The following is a 21,816-nucleotide window of genomic DNA, read 5'->3' as shown; positions in this document are numbered from 1 at the left end:
TGAACTTATTTTAACATTTAGTTTATTGAATTAAAAGTCAAATAAATTGAAAAGGATTAAATTTACTTATCATCAAAAATTCTAATCAGCAAACCTTTGTTAGAGACAACTATGTTGTTGCTACTTCCTTTAACACCTTGAAAACAGAACTAGAATTACATCTATTTAAAAGCGTAGCATAAGCCTTAAAATATGCTCGACTTTTGTAGCTTGTCTAGCAGAACAATACCTATTTTATTTTTTTGATTTCAATCTTACTATTACTAAAATCAACACTAAAATTAGTACTTGGAGCTCCATTTAAAAACCTTTTGAAGATTATACAGAATTGTAAAAAGTCATTTTCTATTTCTGACGGCTCATTAACCTCTTTAAAATGAATTAAGTACGAATTCATAATACTTCTATAGTTTTCAATATTTTTTTCTCCAATATCGTCAAATGCCAATGCATCTGCAGAACGTAAGCGGTACAAATCGAACAACATATCAAAACCTGTCCAGTCATCAAAATCTTTTAAAGCTGTTTCTTCTATTGACACAAATTCAGCAACACTTTTCTTATTTAGGCCTAGTAAAAATTGGGTAAACGGCATGTTCCAATCATTTTCCAAAAACCTACTATTGATAAGTCCTTTTAAATGACTTTGTGTATAGTCTTTATAGTTTTTGGCCGCTAAAATAGTAGAATCCCATAATGCTTTCTTATCATTATTTTTTAAAAAGGCATGTTCTTGTTTGTAGAGTGGGAATAGTTCCTTAAATCTAGGAACGGAATCTATTACTATAGTTTCAATTTCAATCTCGTTAGATGAAAATGTTGCTATTTTATACGCAGGGATATAAGCGGCCAAGGAAGGTATTTGTACATTTACCAAAGTACCCGACTCAATGGCTGCAACGCCAGTATCATTTATATGCATGTGTCCACCAAAATGTACTTTTACGCCAGCTTCAATAAGTGCTCTAGCAACCTCTTCTTTGGGAACACGATGGAGTTGCATTTTATCTTCTCCCAACAGCATTCGTATATTTTCTGAGGCTCCGTCGTTAAATTCTACCGTTGGGTAATGACTAAACACCACTAACTTTTTATTAAGTCTTTTTGCGCGTTCAGTAATGGTTTTCACCCACTTAAAAAGGTGTTTTTTATGTGTTAACACATTATTATAGCCAATACTGGCGCTACTGTAGTTGGTAGTATCCTTAGGCACATACACATTGGCATCAATGGCTAAAAACCACAGCCCATTTGTAGGTTCTACCAAATAACTTACGTCTGGAATTTTGCTTCCAAAAGGTGGTATTTTATAATTTCTATTTGATAAATCGGCTTGTTTTAGAGCATCACTAAATTGATAATTGTCGTAACTATAATTAGTAAACGGAGTTTCCCAGTACACATCGCTTTGTTTTGGATAAAAACCAAAATCTTTTAACTCATTTAGAATGTCTTCGTAACCTAATTTTGAAATATCTTTTGTAATAACAGGTGCTAATGCATTGGAATCTATTGCTTTGTATATCTCTTCTGAACTAAATATAGGTTGCTGTTTTCCGTCTTCGCCTATAAAATCATGCTTGCCAGCTTCTTGGTAAAATGGACGCACAGGGTCGTGATTACCCGTAGTTAAAATAAAATTGATATTATGTTCTTCTGAATACTTTTCTAAAATACGTTTTAAGCCCTTGATATTCACCATTTGCCCATCATCACTAAAATCTCCCGGTAACACCACGTATTTAATATTTTTGGATGCTATATCATCTAGAGCCGATAAAAAGGCGAAGTAGTTCTCATTAAATAACCGTGTAGATTGTAACTGAGACTGCATAGTTCTGGCTAAGGTATATTTACCTGTTTGCGGATTTAAAACACCCTTATAATCACTATCAGAAAAACTACCGTAGATGTCTTGCAAATGCACATCGGCCATAAAAGCCACTTTATAACTTTTATCATCCCTTTCTTTTTTACAAGAAAGACACAACAATAGCATTAATATGACGATACTTCTGTACAATATTTTGCTATTTTAGTTTAGTTTCTAGAGGAAAGGCATACGAGGTTTTCCAACCGCCTAAATCTATCAAAATCTGGTCTAACATTACTCCGGGGTCTACCATCCAAATTTTTAATTTGTGCATTCCTGCCGTGTTTACTATTTGCTTAACGGATTTAACCGATGCGTTTTTTAACACATTTTGTTTCCAAGTTTCACTTCTTCCAAAGGTTTGAAAATTGACTATTACAGGTTCTGCATCATCTATTGCTACTGCACAACGTACACCTGAATCATTATTAAAAGCATGAGTAGGCACAGCCTGCAAAAACACATCTACCTCTCCAAAATTAAAGGTATAAAAATCATATTCCAAAACAGGACTATTTTGTTTTATAGCCTCAACACGAGTTTCAGAAGTTGCGCTTCGCGGAAGAGCTACACTAACATTCCCTGTATAGCCTAGACCTTTAAAGGTAGTCCATTCAGCTTCTTTTCCGTTGGCTTTTCTAGTATAATTTTCAGCATTTATCGATACAAAACCTTTGTCTTCAACAAAACCTTTATAATCTTCTAAATCCTTAAACTTTGGATTGAAGACTGAAACACCAAGCGTTGTAGTTTTGATTTTAGTTATTACATCTATAGCCGAATTCACTTTATAACTTGGTGGTATTAGCTGGTAATCGTGCCCTAACGGAGCTTCCTTTTTATTTTCGCCTTGTGGCACTTTATCCCAATCTATAGTAACCCAAATACGCTCTTCTAATTGGTTTTCATCTAATTTCCCGGAGGTTTTAGAAAGTACAATCCAATCGGCTTTAGGTTGTAATTCCCACTCCAATTCGCCTTGTCCTTTTAAGAACACATCTATATAGTACTTATTTTTAGTATAAGCGTTAAATACTGGAAAAACATCGGCATAGGAATTTATAATCTCATCATTGACCTCCATTTGATACCCCTCTATGGCTATCCCCAAAGTGTTATGTTTTTCTGTTAAAGGAATGGACGCTGTAGGTTCTGCAAACACAGGTAAGTGCCTAGGCGACATGCTCATGATGTGCTTCCATTTACCATTTTGAAGGGTGTTATTAAAATAATTCGTTTCCTTTTGAATGGTTTTGTAAGCCTCTAAAGATTTTGTTGCAAACTCCTTAGCGCTCTCTCTTCCTTGCGATGCCACAAAAGCATTTTTATAACTGTACAACCATTTTAAATTTAAGTTTGATGCGCCAACAATTGGGTAATAAACTAGCTGATAAAATGCATCTGTTCTGTAACTGGGAATAGTTTGCTTTAACTGTTTTACTTGGTGAATCAGGTTTTCGTGCGCTTCAATTCTCTTAAAAACCTCATCGCCATAATGATATTGTGTTAACTCGGTTTTACCCGATTTAGTAACGGGTTCTACTTGACTCCAAGCCATAAATTCTGGTCGGCGCTGAAATGCTAATCGGTTATAATCAAACATTAAATTAGTAATAGCTTCTGCATTGCTATTTCCAAATTCTCTTGCGCTCCAATTTATATGATGTGCTCTGACGGCATCGTCATTTTTAAAACTATCTATATCCCAAGCCATATCCAAAAACAGCTCGATATTATATTCGTGAGGTTTGATGTCGCCACAATTTAAAATCCAAATATTTTGAGACCCAAACTCGTATGCTTTGGTCATTTCTTCCCACATTAAAACAGGGTTCGTTGAGTTTAACCATAAATAATCATGTGGCCTACCCCAGTAGGACGTGTGATAATAAACACCTGCTCCTCCGCTTCGTTTTTGCTCCTCAGCATTACTTAATTGACGTATATAACCGTAATTATCGTCGGTCCAAACCAAACTGACATCTTCAGGTAAATCCAATCCGCTTTGGTAGTAATGCAACACCTCTTTATATGGCACAAAAGCCTGTGGTTTTGTAACACCTTTTTTAGAATTTGCTTTTAAAATCTCGCGTTGGTCAGTAATGACCTTTTCTAATAGTTTTACTTGCGAATCGGTATCATCTTCACCAACAATCATAGGAGAATCGTGTTCTCCACGCATGCCAACCGTATAAATCCCCTCAAAATTTGCGGTTTCTTTAGCTCGTTTTTTAAATAAGGATTTTATCGATTCTGAATTGGTATCGTATCGATAATCGCCCATAGTATCATGATTCCATTCTGCATTGATGTTGCATAACATAGGTTCTGCATGCGATGTGCCAATAACAATAGCGTAATTATCGGCTACTATTTTATTTTGTGGATAGTGGTAAAATGCCTTAGTACATTTGTGCATTCCCGGCCAAATGGTATTGGCACGCAGGCGCAACAATAATTCAAATACTTTGGCATAGGTTTTTGGGCCTATATCTCCCGTTTCTGGCTCGTAGTTTAGTGCCGACCACCGTTGCAAGCCCCAATCTTCATCGTTTAAAAACAGGCCTCTGTATTTTACTGATGGCGCACCGTAAATTTTATTCTCTATGTTTAAAACTATATTTTGCTTTTTTTCTGGCGTTACATCTGCCCACCATTCCCAAGGCGACACGCCTATCATTCTGGAAATTTCTAAAAGTCCGTAAGCCGTTCCTCGTCGGTCTGAACCGATAATGACTAATGCCTTTTTTATACCTTTTGAAGGGTTTTCAATGACTTGAATCGTATAAGCTTCCCATTTTCCTTCAATTTGAGAGACATCAATAGCATGTTTTTTAATGAGTTGATTGATTAGTTTACTCTTCCCCAAAGTTCCTGCGATGATTTGGAAGTGCGCTTGCTTTTGCTGTTTTAAAACTGTTTTCCCTGAAACTTTTTGGATATCGCTGGCCAAAATACCGGAAGCAATATCGACGACTTTTGCATCTTTTTTGTCAATGATGACAGAGGCTACTTCTCCATTTTGCACTATTGGAAATTGAATATCTTTTTGCCCCCAAAGAGAAGAACAAATTATTAGAAATATGAATCTTATATAGCGTTTATTCATTTTTGATGTCTTTAAAACGTTCGTAAGTACCGCCCTCAAATTTTACTTCAAAAGTAGATTTGAACAATCTTGAAGGTTGATAATAATCGGTTGAAATAACTTGCGCTCCCGAAGCTTTTGCTTTTTCAAATTTGGTATAATCGTTTGTTCTAGCTTCTTTAGTTCCTGCATCGGCACGTGTACGAACCATATAGCCTTTTGCCACCAACTGCTTTATATAATCAAAATCAGAAATAGGATTATTTACAATTCTAAACGCCGATTCTGGGTTACCCTCTTTACTATTCACAAAAAACACGCGGTTTTTCAGCGTATTATCGCCATTCATGTACAGGCTGTTTTTATAAGCCTTTTCATCTAAAACAAACAGGAATTTCCCTTTGCAATCTTCCAGTTTTGGCCAACCTTGTTTTAAAACAGCTTCTTCTAAAGTGCCATGGTTTCCTCTTACATCATCGGGTCTTATCAAATCGTTTTTTGAAAACACCGAAAGCACTTCTGCATCCAGCTCTTGATACGCTTTCGCTGAAAAGGGAATTGGTTTGGTTAAGTCTGGTATTACCTTGTCCTTAGTATTCATTAAAATTATGATGGGTAGGTGTGCAGGATTGTTATCCGACCATTTTTTCATGGCTTTTAACGCCTCTTTGAATAACAAATGATGACTTCGGAAATCGATATCTTGAATATGAAATAGTTTAAACCCTGGTTGTTTTAATTGTTCTGCTACGTCATATGGCATTAGTGTTTCTCCAGATTTTTTTACAATACCTAAGCCTTTTGGTTTTGAAAAATGACCGCCTTCGGGGTCATAAAACACATCGAGCTCTAAATTTCGCAAACCCAGATTTAACTGTTCTACTATGGAAACATGTTCATATTCCAACGACTTCGCCCTGTTAGAATCTATTGAAGCTATATAATTTAAGAGCGGTTTTTCAATTGCTATTTTATAAGAATTATGGCTCCCAATTACCTGAATATCATTTAGCTTTATGGGTTGCTCTTTTGAACATCCAAAACTTAGAAGCACAACAAGTAGAACAAGGTGCTTCATATTTAAATAGATTTAAGAAGTTCTGGTTTTTCGTTGTATAATTTTAAAATTAACTCGCCAAAAAGGGTGTTTGCCCATGCAAACCAAGAGCGTGAAAATTTAGAGGCATCATCTTTATGAAAAGTTTCGTGCATGAACCCTTTGCCATCGTGCGTATTCATGAGTTGTTTTACACACCAAACAATTTCAGAATCGCTATCGCTGGTCATGGCTCGTAAAATAATTCCCATTGGCCAAATGGTGTCTAAACCTGCATGCGGACCGCCTTGTCCTTCGCCCGCTTTTCCTTTAAAATAATAAGGGTTGTCGTCGCTTAACAGATAAGCTCTCGTATTCTTATATGCCTCTATATCATAATACTGTTCGCTCATTAAATACTTCATGGCGATTAAAGATGGAATATTGGGGTCGTCTATAAAGACTTTGTTTCCAAAACCATCTACCTCATACGCATACACTTTGCCATAATTTAAATGTTCCGAAATGGCATATTTATTTATCGCATTTAGCACTTCATCTGAAAAGGATTTACATGTTTCTGAAAACACTTTATCGCCAAGAACATCATTATAAATCTTGCTTAACTGTGCTAGAGACTCCACCGCAAATAAATTAGATGGAATTAAAAACGGATACATGGTACCATCATCTGAAGGTCTAAAAGCAGAACATATTAACCCTACTGGTTTTATTGCCCTGCCTTTTCCGCTAAACGGTGCTGTAACATTTTTATTTCGTCTAACACGTTCAAAATAATAAGGCGTTTCTCCTTGTTTTCGCTGCTCTGTTCTTAAGGTATTTACAGTTAATCTCATGGCTTTGTCCCAATCTTCATCAAAAATTGAGGTATCCCCAGTTTCTTTATAATATCCGTAAGATAAACGAATAGCGTAGCACAAAGAGTCTATCTCCCACTTACGCTCATGAACTCCTGGCTTAGGTGTTGGCTTATCATCTTTCCATTTGGTCTCTCTCGCAACATCTTTATAAAATGCATTGGCATAAGGGTCTAGCAAAATGCATTTGGTTTGCCTGTTGATTAAACCTTTGAAAAGGTTTTTTAGTTTTTCATCATCATTAACCAAAGGTAAGTAAGGCCACACTTGAGCTGTAGAATCGCGCAACCACATGGCATTAATATCTCCCGTAATAATAAAGGTGTCTGGTTTGTTATTAATGACTTCAAAATCTACCGTAGTATCTAAAGTGTTAGGAAAACAGTTTTCGAACATCCACGCTAACTCTTCGCTACGTATTCCTTTTTTTACTTTTTTTATAACCTTCTCAACTTCATTACTTACAAAAGTTCTATTTGCAAGTAGCGGCCTATTGGACTTAAAGTCTTGAATACTTTTTGTAAAACTAAAAGCCGAACCACTTAAAGCTGTAAATCCTACTGTTGCCAAGGCACTTTGTTTTATAAATTTTCTTCTGCTAGTCATTTCTTTTCTTTATAATTTACGAGAAAACTATGGTTTATTACTCGTTTTTATCCTGCATTATAAACTGAAATATTCCTCCGGTTGTTAGGTCTTTATGAGACACTTTAAAATCCGTTAAAAGATTATCATTAAAGGTAGCCTTTTTAACCAAAACATTAGAATCACTATTATTTATCATTCTAATTTCTAAAGTTTCACCCGAATAATAGTCTGGATGCAGTTGAATAGTAACTTTATCAAAAATAGGGCTACCAATTTGATACTCTGGATTTTCCTCAGTACCTCCATTGACTTGAAACAGGCCTATCTTCAATAAAACGGCTAAACTCCCCATTAAACCTTGGTCTTCATCACCATTATATCCAGTTGAAGGGGATAAACCGCCAAAAACTTTAGAAGCAACTTTTCTTGACCAATATTGGGTTAAATCTGGTCTGCCTAATTTATTGAAAATAAAGGCTGTTTGAATAGAGGGTTGGTTACCATAATTTATTGGGATTTTACGATATTCTGGGTGCAATTCTGAAGCATGCGATGTTCCCGAGGTAAAGTTTAATTGTTCAGCTTGTTCAAATTGTTTATTTAATTTTTCAACAGCCTCTTTTTTGCCACCCATAAGTTCAGCAAGTCCATCATAATCGTGTGGCACAAACCAAGTAGATTGTGCGCCATTGGATTCTATAAAACCTTCTTCGTATGTGTACGGACTATAATTGGCTTGCCATTTTCCATCCACATTTTTGGCTTGCATCCACCCTTCTTCATTTAAAAGCGTTGCATAATTTTTAGAACGCCTCAAGAAGTAGTTATAATCTTCAGACTTATTTAGTTTTAAAGCCAATTGAGCTAATGTCCAGTCTTGATAAGCGTATTCTAAAGTTAAACCAGCACCATCTTGATGCCCGCCAAACTTTCCTTTCGGGTTAGGATGTGGCACAAAGCCTTTTTCCATGTAAAAGTCAAGTCCGCCACCAATATTGGTTTTATGTTCATAACCCGCTTTTTCCATGATACCACCTTCTAAATGGTTTTTCTTCAAAGCATCATAAATATCTTCTAGATTTTCCTTTAAAATACCTTTTTGAATCGCGCTGACAAAAAACGGTGTGGCCGGTGCGCCTGTCATAACGTAGGTGTAATTTCCACCTGATGGCCCTCTGGGAACCAAGCCGCCATCTTTGTAATATTGAAGAAATGACATAGCAAACTCCTCATAAATATCGGGGTATGCTAATCCCCAAAGTGTATTTAGTGTCCACTGCGCTCCCCAAAGTGCATCAGAATTGTAATGATTAAATTTTGGTTTTCCCGATGTATTTAATGGCAATTGCCCAATCTTAAATTCAGCACCTGTATTATCTGGATATGCACCATTTACATCATTAATAATACGTCTACCTTGAAGCGCATGCCATAAATCTGTATAAAAACGTCTTTGTTGTTTTTCGGTATTGCCTTCAACCTTTATTCGACTTAATAACGAATTCCAATGGTCTTTAGAATCTTGAACAACGGTTTCAAAATCCCAATGTGGCAGCTCTGTTTTTAAATTTAACTGAGCATTATCTTCTGAAGTATATGAAATAGCCACTTTCATTAGCAAAGGCTCTTTTAAATTGTTAAAATGCATTAAATAGTTCCCGGTTTCTTCATCTTTTTGTAAAGTATTTACAGATGCATTGAGTTCTATTTTAAAAAATATCTTTAGTGCTTTTGGTCTTCTGTGGGTTGGTGTTGCCACTACCGAACCAGCAAATTCCTTATCATTAATTTGACGCAGCTCTCCATTGGCATTATCTGACGGACCGAGCACAGTATTTAAATTAAAAAGAACCGCACTTTTGGTGTTTTCTGGAAAGGTATATTTATGAAAACCTACACGTGTAGTACTAGTTAATTCTGTTTTGACATGGTAACGTTCTACTTCTAAACTATGATAACCAGGAGTTACGACTTCGTTACCATGACTGAATTTTGAATAAAAATCTTTGAAAACGGTCTTAGTATTATCGTCAGAAAGCGTAACCGGCATCACCGATACGCCCGATATTTGCCAACCATGTATATGGCTAAAGCCTTTAATGGTATCGGTTATATAACGATAACCACTGCCCCAAGCACCGTCAATTTCATTATCAGGACTAAGGTTTACCATCCCAAACGGACGACATGCCGATGAAAAGAAAAACCAACGTGAGTTTTCTGTATCTAATTGTGGATATACCAAACTAGCATAATCTGTTGGTTTGTTTTTATCAACATTAGCTATTTCTTTCTTGTCGCTTTTACAAGAAAAAGTTACCAACAAAACTGAGGCAATTGCAACTATATTATTTTTCATATGCTTATTTAATTGTAAAACTGTTTTCTTTAATTTCTTCACTTAAAATAAAATTCTTATGTTCCTTGAAAACAAATTGTTTGTGTGTTGCTTTTGGTACATTTACAGCATTTAAGTGTGCTCCTTTTACATTATGAAAGACAAAAGCGGGTCTAAAATCGGGATTTTCTAATTGTAATTTTACATTTTTAAAAGTGATATTGTTAGCATGTTTTACATAAAATGCCCACGCTGGTAATTCACCAAACATCGAAAACTCTGGATAGTCTTTTATTTTTTCGGGAACCTGTTCTAATCGGCTTAACGGCACATAGGCCATCCCTTTTGTAGCTCTTCCTGGATAAGTAATCTCTACATTTTCAATAGACACATTTTCAATACTATGTCCTGGTATACCAACAATGGAAGAAGGAAAAGGATTGTGAAAGAAATCTACCTCTGGCCCTCTTAAATCATAATCAATATCGGGTCTTCCAAAAGGTACTTCAACCTTGATGTCTGTTAAATGAATATTTTTAACACTTCCGGGGGCTTTTCCGCCTCTATGCCCAAGACGAATAAAAATAGCATTCCCGGTGTTTTTAGCTGTAATGTTAGATACTTTAATATTCTCAATATCACCACCATCAACACTTTCAATAGCTATGGCAGATCTAAAGGTATCAAAAACCTCAATATTTTCAATAGTTACATTTTTAAACCCCCCGTAGGATGCCGTTCCAAACTTTACGGCACTAGCACTACTTTTAATATTGCAATTGGCTATGTAAATGCTATCATTATAAAAATCTGGGAAATACGATTTTAAACAGATGCCATCATCTGCCGAATTTACATTACAATTTGTGATTTGGACATTCTTACAATCGGTAATATCCATACCGTCATTATTCCAATAAGCTCTGTTAACTATTTTTAAGTTATCTAATTTTAATTTTTCACATAACTCGAATGACAATCCCCAACAGGATCCATTTTGAAGGTTTAAGTCTAATATACCTACATTTTTACACATAGAAAATCTTAACAACTTAGGTCTTGCCGTTTCGTTGGGACGCATGCGCCTGTAGTTATATTTTGGATCTATGCGTTCTCCTGAATGATGCAAACTATCTACCGCCAGTGCTAATTTTCTGCCTTGACCATCTATTTTACCTTCGCCATAAATTTTAAAATTATTGGCTTTGTAAGCGACCAAAAAGGCCATATTAGAGTAATCATCGCGCTTTGGTGATTCTGGACGTTCTGGCATGGGAACATCCGAATAATGATACGGATTTGTACTTCCTAATAAAACAGCATTTTCTTTTAAGTAAATACTTACATTAGATTTCATTACCAACCCTCCCGAAAGGTATTGCCCTTTAGGAAATACTAGGGTACCGCCTTTATTTTCATGGACCCGATCTATCAGTGTCTGTATGGCTATTGTATTTAAAGTTATACCATCTCCAACCACATCAAAATCTGTTACCAAATATTCCTTGTTATTTGTTTTCTTATGGTATATTTTTTTTACTTCAGCATCTACTGGTTCTGTTTTTGTTTCGGCAACATCTTTACAAGCTCCAAAAAGAAACATCATTACAAAAATGCAAAAAACCGAAGCATGACAACTTAATCTATATTTCATAATTTAATTTTGTTTTCCCCATTGTTTATTGGGCTTATCACCTAATTCAAAATGCAAAACACCTCCTTTAGAAATAGTATTGAAATCTATAATACTAGAATTAACTATTTTGTTGTTCCATGTTACTTTTTGAATGTATATATTGTTTAAACCTTTTTTTAATGTGGTAATTTCTAAAGGTTTACTATTAGTTTTTATTGTTATTTTATTAAACTGTGGTGCAGTTAAAGCCACCTCTGTACTACCTGGGAATATAGGATACATACCCATTGACGACCAAAGAAACCAAGACGACATGGTACCGGCATCATCATCCATTTCTTTAATAAAACCATCTGGTGTTGCCGTAAAAATCTTTTTTACAATTGGTGTTTTAAATTTTTCATGGGTGCCGTACCAATTGTTAGTTTTCTCGTTTAATAATTTATGAATTAAGGCTTGAGTTTTCCATGGTGAATTGGTGTAATTGTATAAATATGGTACTTGAATATCGGGCTGATTGCCTATATTAAACAACTCGTTATTGAAAAAATAATCCAACTGCTTTTCAAATTCATCTTTTCCTCCCATCATCGTTTGAATGCCTTGAATATCAAACGGCACAAACCACCTGTACTGCCACAGAGTACCTTCGTATAAACCATCGCCATGCATGATATCAGAATTATCATCCATCACTAAGAATTTATCTTTCCAGAGGGTTTTGTATTCAAAAGCTTGATTTTTATATTCCTGTGCGTCTTCGTTCTTCTCAAGTATGTGAGCTATTTGTGAAAGTGCCCATAAATCGAAGCTTGACTCTAATACATTATCAGGAGATTTAAAAGGCAAATGTTTTGCTTCTTCCTTTAATTCGTCATAAACTTCATTTAAATCAAACGGTAGGACGCCTTTTCTGTAAGCATCGAGCAAAATAACCATACTGTGCTCTGTTCTAATTGTAAGGAAAGGCTCTTTTTCTGTTGCCCAATCTGGTTTGCCTTGCTTATACAAGTGTTTTAAAGACAACAACATGTCTTGATATTTTTCTGGGTACAGCAACGAAAATAAAGGTAACTTCGTTCTAAATGTGTCCCAAATAGACCATCCGTGATAATACGGTGTATTTGATTTATATAGCTCTCCATCACTGCCTCTATACCCGCCATTGTCATCATTTATTATAAATGGTGATTGTGTGGCATGGTACAAATGCGTATAAAACAATTGCTTTAAAGAGTCATTTTTAGTTTCAATCTTAACGGTATTTAAAAGACTATTCCAAGCATCAAATGCTTGTGTTTTCACTTTATTGAATTGTAAAGCGTTTGTATTTTTCAAATTATTAATGGCGCTGTTTTCATCAACTACAGATAAAGCGCAGCGCAATAAAATATCTTGATTTTTTTTGGTTGAAAATTCAAGAATCAATTTAGAACCACTTTTAGTTATTTGCGAAGTTTCTTGATTGGAATGGATTGCAAAATAAAATGTATAAGCACCTTTACGGCAAACATTAACGCTGGTAATTTTACCGCTAATAATGCCATTATTAATTTTGTATTCATCAGATATATGTCCTGCATAAGAACTTGCCAAATCTATTGTAAAACCAGACTTTTCTGATTTTGGAAATGTGTATTGATGAAAGGCTACTTGTCTAGTTGCTGAAAGTTGGGTTTTTATACCATTGTGAAGAGTAACTGAGTAATACCCTGCTTGGGCTACTTCATTTTCTTTTGAAAAAGTTACCGAATTTGGAATTGAATCGTTACCCGAAATTACATAAGGCAAAATTCTTAAGTTTCCGCCTACGCCTCTACACCCAACACCCGAAAATCGGGTATTTGAAAAGCCTAGTATTTCATTGGCCGTATAATCATAACCAGAATGTGCCATTGGGCTAGTGTCTGGAGCTGGTTTTACCATACCAAAAGGTACCGCAGCAGCAACATCTGTTTGTCCGTGGTCATTTGCAGTATTAATAAAAGGGTTAATATAACTGGCATTATCCACTTTCTCTAATCCACCAGACTGTTTTTGTTGCTTATTGCAACAAAAAAGTGACAACATTATTACAGGAAAAGATAAATAGAAGAAATTCTTCATAAATAGGCAATTAAAAATAAAGGCAGGAGGCTAAACCACCTGCCTTTCAACTAAACAACTAAACTAACTCAAAAAGACACTTTTGAATTACATTAAACTAGAACTTAGGGTTTTGCTCTAAACTTCCATCTGAAAGTTCTATTTCCTGAGAAGGAATTGGTCTAACAGTATGTTTTTCTGGATCAAACGAACCATGATCTATAAAATGTGGGTTATACATGGCAACACGCTCCTGCAATTTACCAGTACGTTTTAAAACATTCCATCTGTTGGATTCACCTGCTAATTCTAATGCACGCTCGTTTAAAATATCATCAATAGTTAAACTTGTGTAATAATTGGCCACTCCTGTAGCGCGCTCTCTTACTTTATTGATGTGCGGTAAGGCAGCAGTAACATTACTCGCCCCTAAATAGGCCTCGGCAGCAATTAAATGAGTTTCTGCTACACGAAATACAAAAACATCTCTGTACCCGTTACCATCTTGAGCGCGTTCATCAAACTTTGCAAAAATTGGAAAGTTTACATTATTTAAATTATTTGAATACTGGTAAAGTGCTCCTGGAACATCCTCGGCCACATCAAAACCATAATCTGATGGTTGGAACACCCAATAACGATTTAAGCGATCTTCTAACTCTGCTTCGGGTAAAGCTGTTTTTGGATAATATACAACCGTATCACCAACGGTTATATTTTCCACACCGTTTTCAGAAGCGGGCGAATTTACAGTTGCGTACAGGACTCTGTGTAAAGTAACTTCATCCCTTGAGTCATTAGCATCAAATAAACTATAGAAAAAATCGGTTGGCATCCCTGAAAATGAAGGTTCTCCATAGGGTGTTGTTGTACGGGAAATTCCTGCATAATTATGAGGCACGTTCATGAAAATCCCGTTTTTGTTATTACTTCTGTTGTTTACTCCTTCCGCTCCATATTGAATTGAAAACAATATTTCAGGATTATTTTGATTATCAAAATCAAATACCTGTGCATAGGTTTGGCTTCTTATATCATAATTACCTATTGCAGTTTCTGCAAGTTGCGCTGCCGTTTCAAAATCTTGGGTTGTCCCAAAATCTTTATACCCTTTTGTTAAATATACCTCAGCCAATAGGTGTTGTGCTGCACGCTTGGAAAAACGCCCAAATTCGGCTGGAGACGTCTCTAACACAGGTATCGCTTCTTCTAAATCTTTTATAATTTGCTTAAAAGTGTCTTCTTCTGAAGAACGAACGTAATCGTATCTAATTTCTGAAACCTCATCTAAATAAACCACAACTCCGCCGTATTGTTGCACTAAATTAAAATACGCCAAGGCTCTTAGTGCTTTGGCTTGCGCTATTCCTAAATCTCTTTGTCCAATTAATGCAGACTCCCATGAAATTTGATTTTCGTACCTATTTATGGCGATATTTGCGGCACTTATTACCGAATAATTACCATACCATGGCCCAGCTGCATCTCCAGACGCCATGTTGCTGTACTCATTTAAATTATTTATACTGAAAAGTTGACCATTTTGAGTAAATAAATCAGTACCTAAAAAGGCTTCGGCATAATACTTATAAGGCTGTCTTGTTGCCGTATACACCGAATTAACCAATTCTATTGCATTATCTGAAGTATAATAGTTTTCAGCTGTTACTGCTGATTTATTTTCTTCTTCAAGATAACTTTCGCATGCTACCAGACTTATTGACAAGCCCATAGCCATAACTATATATTTTAACTTATTTTGAATTTTCATTTTATTTTTTTTTTTAGAATCTAACATTTATACCAAAAATTGCTGTTTTGACAGAGTAAGCCATTCCGTAGGAATTTTGCAGACCTGTTTCTGGATCTGGCCCTTCGTAATCGGTAAATATGAACGGGTTCTTTATGTTCAAAGATAATTTTAAAGAGCTTAAATGTAATTTATTGGCTAATGTAGATGGGAATGAATACCCTAAACCGATGTTACCTACTTTTACAAAAGACATATCTTCAAAAAACCACTCATTAGCTTGCCCGTTAGAAAGTGCAGCTCCTGGTAATGGGTATTTAGCACCTTGATTGTTTGGTGTCCAATAGTCTAAATCAATCTTATTGAATCTAGCATTGTCAGGATTGTGCGTTGCAAAGTTTTGATAAAACTCAGAATGTCCGAACACACCTTGTCTTGTATAAATCATGACGTTCAAATCCCAGTTTTTGTAGGTAAAGTTGTTTGTCATACCTCCAATCCAATCTGGAGCGTGGTTTCCTATTACAACTCTATCCTGCTCATTAATCAAGTTGTCGTCATTTTGATCCTTAAACTTATACATACCAGGTACAGCATTATAAACAGCAGCCTCTGCTGCCTCATCCATTTGCCAAATGCCTAGTTTTTCATAAGAATACATAGCATCAATAGGTTGCCCTACCTGTAAAACACCATGTCTTCCATAAGGTTGTTTATCTATATCTCCATCTAATGCCAACAACTCATTTTCGTTTCGGGCATAGTTTATACTTGTTTGCCATCTAAAATCACCCGTATCTACATTCACGGTTGTTAAGGATAATTCTATCCCTTTATTTCTAACCGATCCAAAATTCCCTACAGTACCAGAAAACGAGGTAAGCCCCATAAGGTTTCTATTTAAAATAGCATCCACAGTTTTCTTATTATAATATTCTGCTTCTGCTCTAACTCTACCCTTTAAAAAACTGGCATTAACACCTACGTTAAATTCTTTTGAACGTTCCCAAGTCAACTCGTCGTTAATTAAGTTACCTAAAGTATTACCTAAGGCATAGGTACCTCCAAATTGATAATCTAATTGGCGAAGCGTGGCTTGAGAGGCGTATGCTCCAACAGAGTTGTAGTTGCCAGACTCACCATAACTTACTCTAAACTTTAAATTAGAAATCCAATTAATATCTTTCATAAAGTTTTCTTCTGAAACTTTCCAAGCTAATGCCGCTGATGGGAAAAACGCCCATTTATGACCTTCGGCTAATTTGGATGCCCCATCATACCTTCCTGTAAAGGTTAACAGGTATTTATCAAAAAGGCTGTAATTAACTCTTGCCGCAAAGGAAGAAACGGTTTCTTTTCTAAAACTAGTTCCATAACTTCTTACATCGGAACCGGCCTGCGTATTATAAAATCCAAACAAATCTGAGCTTAAATTTCTGGTTTGTATACCAGAACCTTCAACGTCTTCATAACTTATTGCTGCAATCAAAGTGGCGTTTAGGTTATGATTTTCATTAAAATTAAAGTTAAAATCGGCAGTATTATCCCAGTTGTAACTCCTCGTGAAGCCTGAATTGTAAATAGACCTAGTCCTAGCTTGGTCATTTCTAGCTGCTTTGGTCAGCAAACCTCTGTACTCGCCACCACGAGCAGCTCCAAAAGAAGGCGCAAAATTGGTTTTAAGTTTTAACCATTTTACGGGTTCATACTCTAGGAAAGCATTTGCAATAAAACTGGTATTCCTTTGGTTAGTAGTCCATGAACCATTTACCTCATAAAGTGGGTTTATGAACCTTACATCTTGTGCATCTGGCAACAATTTTATAGTCCCGTCTTCATTATAAGGTTCTACAGTAGGGGCTAACCTCATAGAACTTCTAAAAAGTTCTAATGAACCTCCTTCTCTCTCGGTAGTAGTAAAATATCCTTTTACTCCAAGCGTCACATTATTTTTAAACTTTTTTGTTAAAGATACCGATACATTGGAACGCTCGAAATCTTCAATTCCCATTATTCCTTTATCACTCGTATAACCTAAAGTGGCATTGTAAACTAATCCATCTGCCCCACCAGAAACACCTAGCGTGTGTGAGGTTTGCAATTGCATATCATGACGAAGTAATTTTCTCCAATTGGTGTAATTTCTGTTTGCTACATTAGCACGTTCGCTATCACCAATAAATTCGTTGTCTGTATCAATTGTTAAATTATTGAAGTCTTCAACAGTAGCAGTACCATCGGCCCATTCTCCAACCCATTGCTCTCCTCTTAGAACATCACTTACAAAAGCAACATACTCATCTCCATTAAACATGTCTGGCTCGTTTACCACATTATTTACACCAAAAGTGGCATCATATGTTACTTGGGTTTTACCTTCAATACCAGATTTTGTAGTAACAATTACCACCCCATTGGCACCACGCGAACCATAAATAGCCGTTGCCGAAGCATCTTTTAAAACATCTATTTTTTCAATATCTGCTGGATTAAGAAAGCTAAGATCACCAACAAAGATGCCATCAACTACATATAATGGCCTTGACAAATCCAACCCCAAATCATCACTCACACCATCGTTTCCTACGTTAGCATTTCTAATTACGGTATTTCCACGAATTTTAATAGACAATGGCGACCCTGGTTTTGAGTTTACACGCCTAACATCCACACCTGCTAACTGTCCTTGAACAGCTTCAGCTACATCTGTTTTTCTAGCTTCGGTAATAGCTTCAGAATCCAAAGAAACTACGGCTCCAGTGGCATCACTTTTCTTAACAGAACCGTAACCAACAACCACAACCTCATCTAAACTTTGAGTATCTTCACTCAACTTAATACTATAAGAGCTAGACCCATCTAAATTCACTTCTTTAGTTGTAAAACCAACGTACGATACAGTAATCACACCATTAATATTTGACACTTTTAGAGTGAAGTTACCATCAAAATCAGTTACTGCTCCGTTGCTTGTGCCTTTTTCAAGCACATTAGCTCCAGGTAATGGCATGCCTTGGTTATCTAGAACCACTCCCGAAATTTGATTTGATTGCGCCCGTGAGGTCAAAGAAAAACCAAAGAGCAAAACCAATAATAGTAATTTTGTTTGTTTCATTATTTTGAAAGTTTAGTTAATAAAAATTTTGTTAAAACTACATTTTTAATATTCTAGTCTCCTAGAAAATCAATTCAAAAGCATGTAATTTTCACTACACAATACTTAAATTATATAACAGTAAGCAAAGACAATTACCTTCTGCGTTTTTTTTAAACCTCTCTTCCTTAATTCTTTTTTTTATCACCTAATTTTACATACAATTGAATAGATTTTACATGCTTAACTTCCATTTTACAGGTTAACTTTGGATTTACCACTAAAGCAAAAAAAATGGACACTCAAGAAAACTACAAAAACCCATTAAAAGATATTGATGATTGGGAAGAAAATCTTAAGGAAAGATACCCCGCCCCTGACACTCTTAAAAAAGAAAAAGAAGCCTTTAGGAATTATGTTGATTCTGAACGCGCTGAAACTGTTCGGGAATTTTACAGATTAAATCACATCAACCAAACCTATGATTTCGTTTGTAAAAAGGAAGAGGAGTTCTTAAAGTTTAACAAAAAGGAGATGTCGCTTTGGGGAGCTATAGATTTTTTAAATACGCTAGTAGATGATAGCGACCCAGATATTGACTTGGACCAATTACAACACCTATTACAAACCTCTGAAGCAATACGTGCCGATGGCCACCCAGATTGGTTTGTACTTACTGGTTTTTTACATGATGTTGGTAAGGTACTGTGCTTATTTGGCGAACCACAATGGGCCGTAGTTGGAGACACATTCCCTGTTGGATGTAAGTTTTCAGATAAAATAGTACATCCTGAGTTTTTTACTGATAACCCAGACAATTCAAATCCAAAATATAACACAAAATATGGGGTCTATAGCCCAAACTGTGGGTTAAACCATGTTAAAATGAGTTGGGGACACGACGAATATCTATACCAAATAATGAAAGACTACCTTCCAGAACCCGCACTGTACATAATAAGATATCACTCATTTTACGCCCAGCATCGTGAAGAAGCCTATTCTCATTTAATGAACAGTAAGGACATTGAAATGTTTGAATGGGTTAAAAAATTTAACCCTTACGATCTGTATACAAAAGCTCCTGTTAAACCAGATGTTAAAGCGTTGAAACCTTATTATGAAGACTTGGTAAACAAATACCTGCCAGAGACACTAAAGTTTTAAAAACAACTCTTTTAAACAACTTTTTTTAACATGCTATATACGTACTTAGGCTTTTTTGGCTTTACTTTATTTGTTATTTTTTATACTTCCTACAAACTAAGAAAAGACAAATTTACAACTTCCCAAGGATACTTTTTAGCTGGAAAAAGCTTAACCGGACCTATCATTGCTGGTTCTATGATATTGACCAATATCTCTACCGAGCACTTAATAGGAATGAACGGAAGCTCATATAGAAATGGCATCATTATCATTGCTTGGGAAGTTACCTCGGCGATTGCCCTAGTTATAGCCGCAATATATTTTATCCCTAAGTTTATAAAAATGGGATTAACAACTATTCCTGAGTTTTTAGAAAGACGATTTGATAGTTCGATTAGGTCTATTGTGGCATTTTTATTAATGTCATCCTTCGTCATAACACTATTACCCATAGTGCTTTACTCTGGAGCCATAAACATTGAAAGTGTTTTTGATTTTTCTGAAATGTTCAACCTTTCTAAAAACGAATCCTTAATTTACACTATATTGGCAATTGGAATCATTGGCTCTCTATATGCCATTTTTGGTGGGTTGAAAGCCGTGGCTTATTCAGATTCTTTAAACGGTATTGGGCTTATGTTAGGAGGCTTATTGATTCCTGCAATAGCATTGTACCAGATAGGTCAGGGAAATATTTTGGACGGTTTGAGCTCTGTCTATAACTTTGCTCCAGATAAGTTTGATATTATAGGCAAACCAGATTCAGTACTTCCTTTTTCAGTATTATTTACTGGTTTAATGATTAATCAATTATATTTCTGGGGAATGAACCAAGCCATTATTCAACGCGCTTTCGGTGCCAAAAACTTAATTGAAGCTCAAAAAGGTCTTATTTACACAGGTGTTTTAAAACTTTTTATCCCAGCAATAATTGTGCTTCCTGGGTTAATTGCCTATTATTACTTTCAAGACGATTACTACAACACGCCAGACTTAATTTACCCCATGCTTGTAAAAAAGGTACTCCCTTCATACCTATACGGTTTTTTTGCTGCAGTAATACTTGGTGCCGTTCTAAGCACTTTTAACAGCGTTTTAAACTCTGCCAGCACTATATTTTGTCTAGACATTTACAAAAAATTAATCAATAAAAATGCTACAGACTCAAAACTTGTAAAATATGGTAAAATATCGTCGGTGGTATTGGCCATTATAGCTATTTCTGTAGCCCCTTTAGTGGCTTACGCTCCAGATGGTCTATACCAATTATTGCAGCAACTTAACGGGATATTTTTTATACCTATTTCTTCAATAATTATTGCGGGTATATTCTTTAAACAGATAAACACCAATGGCGCCAAAGCTGGATTGTTTTTTGGCTTTATATTCTATATTCTTACCACCTTTATTTTAAATATAGATATTCATTTTGTCCATTTATGGGGGATTGAGTTTGTCTTAAACTTTTTAATCATGTTTTTTGTTTCCCATTATTCAGTTGGCCTGCAAGAACATTCTTTTTCTAAAGAGAATATTTCTAACGAAAAACAATGGGCTAACGTCAAGATATATGGGGCAATGCTTATACTAATTACAATATCATTTTACTTTTTTCTATCTTAACAACCATTTGTCTCTCATAATAAGCTTAAATACACGTTGCAAATGTATTCCCTATTATTAATAAGGCTAACTTAATTATTTTTCATGCTTTATTCCTGCATTAATCTATAAAGTTTTACAAGTTCATCGTGAGCTTAATAGATTCTATTTTTAACCTGGTCTAAATATCTGTTGAGTAGCCGTGATTCTTGTTTATTCTCTCTTGCTCTTCCTTTGTTAGAATTCCATTCGGAAAGTATTACTTTTCGTTGCAGACTAATATTTGCACGTTTACCATTTACAGCAACTCTTCCAAAAACTGAAACTTGATTGTTTTTTATGCGTGTAGCATTAACCCAAAATGACAGGGTAAAGGTGGTTTGTGATTGCATAGTTGTCGTCTTTTTGTTAAACATTTATTCAAGACGAAATCCAAACTAACTACTTCTATTACAGTATTTTTAAACACCTATTCGGTTAACACTTTTTTACTTTGCAAACTGTTAACCGAATTGTTAACCGAATTAAACTATATTAATTCAATTCTTACAATAGCCCAAAAACCATAAAACGGATCAGTCCTAAAAGTTGGGGAGTTAAATAGTTTTATCTTTGGGGAAAATTAAATTTGTGGAAATTTCTAAAGAATTACTATCCTTATTGCTACCTGATTTTTTGGTAGACCATTTTAGTTTTATA

Annotated in this window: 12 protein-coding genes; 2 read left to right on the top strand and 10 right to left on the bottom strand. The window is 35.4% G+C overall.

The genetic code is table 11. From position 1 onward, the window contains the following. Positions 1-229: 229 nt before the first annotated feature. The 9 genes from HC176_RS02610 to HC176_RS02570 all read right to left on the bottom strand — a co-directional run bounded on the left by HC176_RS02610 (position 230) and on the right by HC176_RS02570 (position 18,387). A complete protein-coding gene (locus HC176_RS02610; RefSeq protein ID WP_245234826.1) occupies positions 230-2,023 on the bottom strand; it encodes a metallophosphoesterase family protein in 1,794 nt (597 codons plus the stop codon). 7 nt (positions 2,024-2,030) lie between these two features. Continuing rightward, a complete protein-coding gene (locus HC176_RS02605; protein ID WP_167916634.1) occupies positions 2,031-4,982 on the bottom strand; it encodes a glycosyl hydrolase 115 family protein in 2,952 nt (983 codons plus the stop codon). Then, positions 4,975-6,039 carry a phosphatidylinositol-specific phospholipase C1-like protein gene (locus HC176_RS02600; protein WP_167916633.1) on the bottom strand — a complete coding sequence of 355 codons (1,065 nt, stop codon included), beginning with the start codon at positions 6,037-6,039 and terminating at the stop codon, positions 4,975-4,977. Before HC176_RS02600 ends, HC176_RS02605 begins: the two co-directional genes overlap by 8 nt. A gap of 2 nt (positions 6,040-6,041) precedes the next feature. After that, positions 6,042-7,481, bottom strand: a complete 1,440-nt coding sequence (locus tag HC176_RS02595) for a glycoside hydrolase family 125 protein (protein WP_167916632.1) — start codon at positions 7,479-7,481, stop codon at positions 6,042-6,044. 37 nt (positions 7,482-7,518) lie between these two features. After that, complete coding sequence (locus HC176_RS02590) at positions 7,519-9,822, bottom strand: GH92 family glycosyl hydrolase (RefSeq protein ID WP_167916631.1); 2,304 nt, start codon at positions 9,820-9,822, stop codon at positions 7,519-7,521. A 4-nt stretch (positions 9,823-9,826) separates the two neighbouring features. After that, complete coding sequence (locus tag HC176_RS02585) at positions 9,827-11,455, bottom strand: glycoside hydrolase family 28 protein (protein WP_245234825.1); 1,629 nt, start codon at positions 11,453-11,455, stop codon at positions 9,827-9,829. Between the two features lie 3 nt (positions 11,456-11,458). After that, entirely contained in the window at positions 11,459-13,543 is a 2,085-nt protein-coding gene (locus HC176_RS02580) for a GH92 family glycosyl hydrolase (RefSeq protein ID WP_167916630.1), read from the bottom strand. Between the two features lie 97 nt (positions 13,544-13,640). Continuing rightward, entirely contained in the window at positions 13,641-15,293 is a 1,653-nt protein-coding gene (locus HC176_RS02575; RefSeq protein ID WP_167916629.1) for a RagB/SusD family nutrient uptake outer membrane protein, read from the bottom strand. A gap of 13 nt (positions 15,294-15,306) precedes the next feature. Next, the gene (locus tag HC176_RS02570; RefSeq protein WP_167916628.1) at positions 15,307-18,387 is read right to left on the bottom strand and encodes a SusC/RagA family TonB-linked outer membrane protein; all 3,081 of its coding nucleotides are present in this window, start codon (positions 18,385-18,387) and stop codon (positions 15,307-15,309) included. A 273-nt stretch (positions 18,388-18,660) separates the two neighbouring features. Here HC176_RS02570 and HC176_RS02565 point away from each other — a divergent pair, with 273 nt between their 5' ends. Further along, the gene (locus tag HC176_RS02565) at positions 18,661-19,533 is read left to right on the top strand and encodes an inositol oxygenase family protein (protein ID WP_167916627.1); all 873 of its coding nucleotides are present in this window, start codon (positions 18,661-18,663) and stop codon (positions 19,531-19,533) included. A gap of 30 nt (positions 19,534-19,563) precedes the next feature. Next, on the top strand, positions 19,564-21,138 hold the full coding sequence (locus tag HC176_RS02560; RefSeq protein ID WP_167916626.1) for a solute:sodium symporter family transporter: 1,575 nt from the start codon (positions 19,564-19,566) through the stop codon (positions 21,136-21,138). Between the two features lie 134 nt (positions 21,139-21,272). Here the strand turns inward: HC176_RS02560 and HC176_RS02555 are convergent, their stop codons facing one another. Beyond that, positions 21,273-21,509 carry an Arm DNA-binding domain-containing protein gene (locus HC176_RS02555; RefSeq protein ID WP_245234824.1) on the bottom strand — a complete coding sequence of 79 codons (237 nt, stop codon included), beginning with the start codon at positions 21,507-21,509 and terminating at the stop codon, positions 21,273-21,275. Positions 21,510-21,816: the final 307 nt, after the last annotated feature.

Source organism: Tamlana crocina (assembly GCF_012037625.1).
Note: the sequence above shows the minus strand (reverse complement) of the source record. Positions and strands in the feature narration are given on the sequence as shown.

Coding starts and splice junctions, on each gene's coding strand:
- HC176_RS02605 (WP_167916634.1), bottom strand. CDS start 4,982: ATGAATAAACGCTATATAAGATTCATATTTCTAATAATTTGTTCTTCT.
- HC176_RS02600 (WP_167916633.1), bottom strand. CDS start 6,039: ATGAAGCACCTTGTTCTACTTGTTGTGCTTCTAAGTTTTGGATGTTCA.
- HC176_RS02595 (WP_167916632.1), bottom strand. CDS start 7,481: ATGACTAGCAGAAGAAAATTTATAAAACAAAGTGCCTTGGCAACAGTA.
- HC176_RS02590 (WP_167916631.1), bottom strand. CDS start 9,822: ATGAAAAATAATATAGTTGCAATTGCCTCAGTTTTGTTGGTAACTTTT.
- HC176_RS02585 (WP_245234825.1), bottom strand. CDS start 11,455: ATGAAATATAGATTAAGTTGTCATGCTTCGGTTTTTTGCATTTTTGTA.
- HC176_RS02580 (WP_167916630.1), bottom strand. CDS start 13,543: ATGAAGAATTTCTTCTATTTATCTTTTCCTGTAATAATGTTGTCACTT.
- HC176_RS02575 (WP_167916629.1), bottom strand. CDS start 15,293: ATGAAAATTCAAAATAAGTTAAAATATATAGTTATGGCTATGGGCTTG.
- HC176_RS02570 (WP_167916628.1), bottom strand. CDS start 18,387: ATGAAACAAACAAAATTACTATTATTGGTTTTGCTCTTTGGTTTTTCT.
- HC176_RS02565 (WP_167916627.1), top strand. CDS start 18,661: ATGGACACTCAAGAAAACTACAAAAACCCATTAAAAGATATTGATGAT.
- HC176_RS02560 (WP_167916626.1), top strand. CDS start 19,564: ATGCTATATACGTACTTAGGCTTTTTTGGCTTTACTTTATTTGTTATT.
- HC176_RS02555 (WP_245234824.1), bottom strand. CDS start 21,509: ATGCAATCACAAACCACCTTTACCCTGTCATTTTGGGTTAATGCTACA.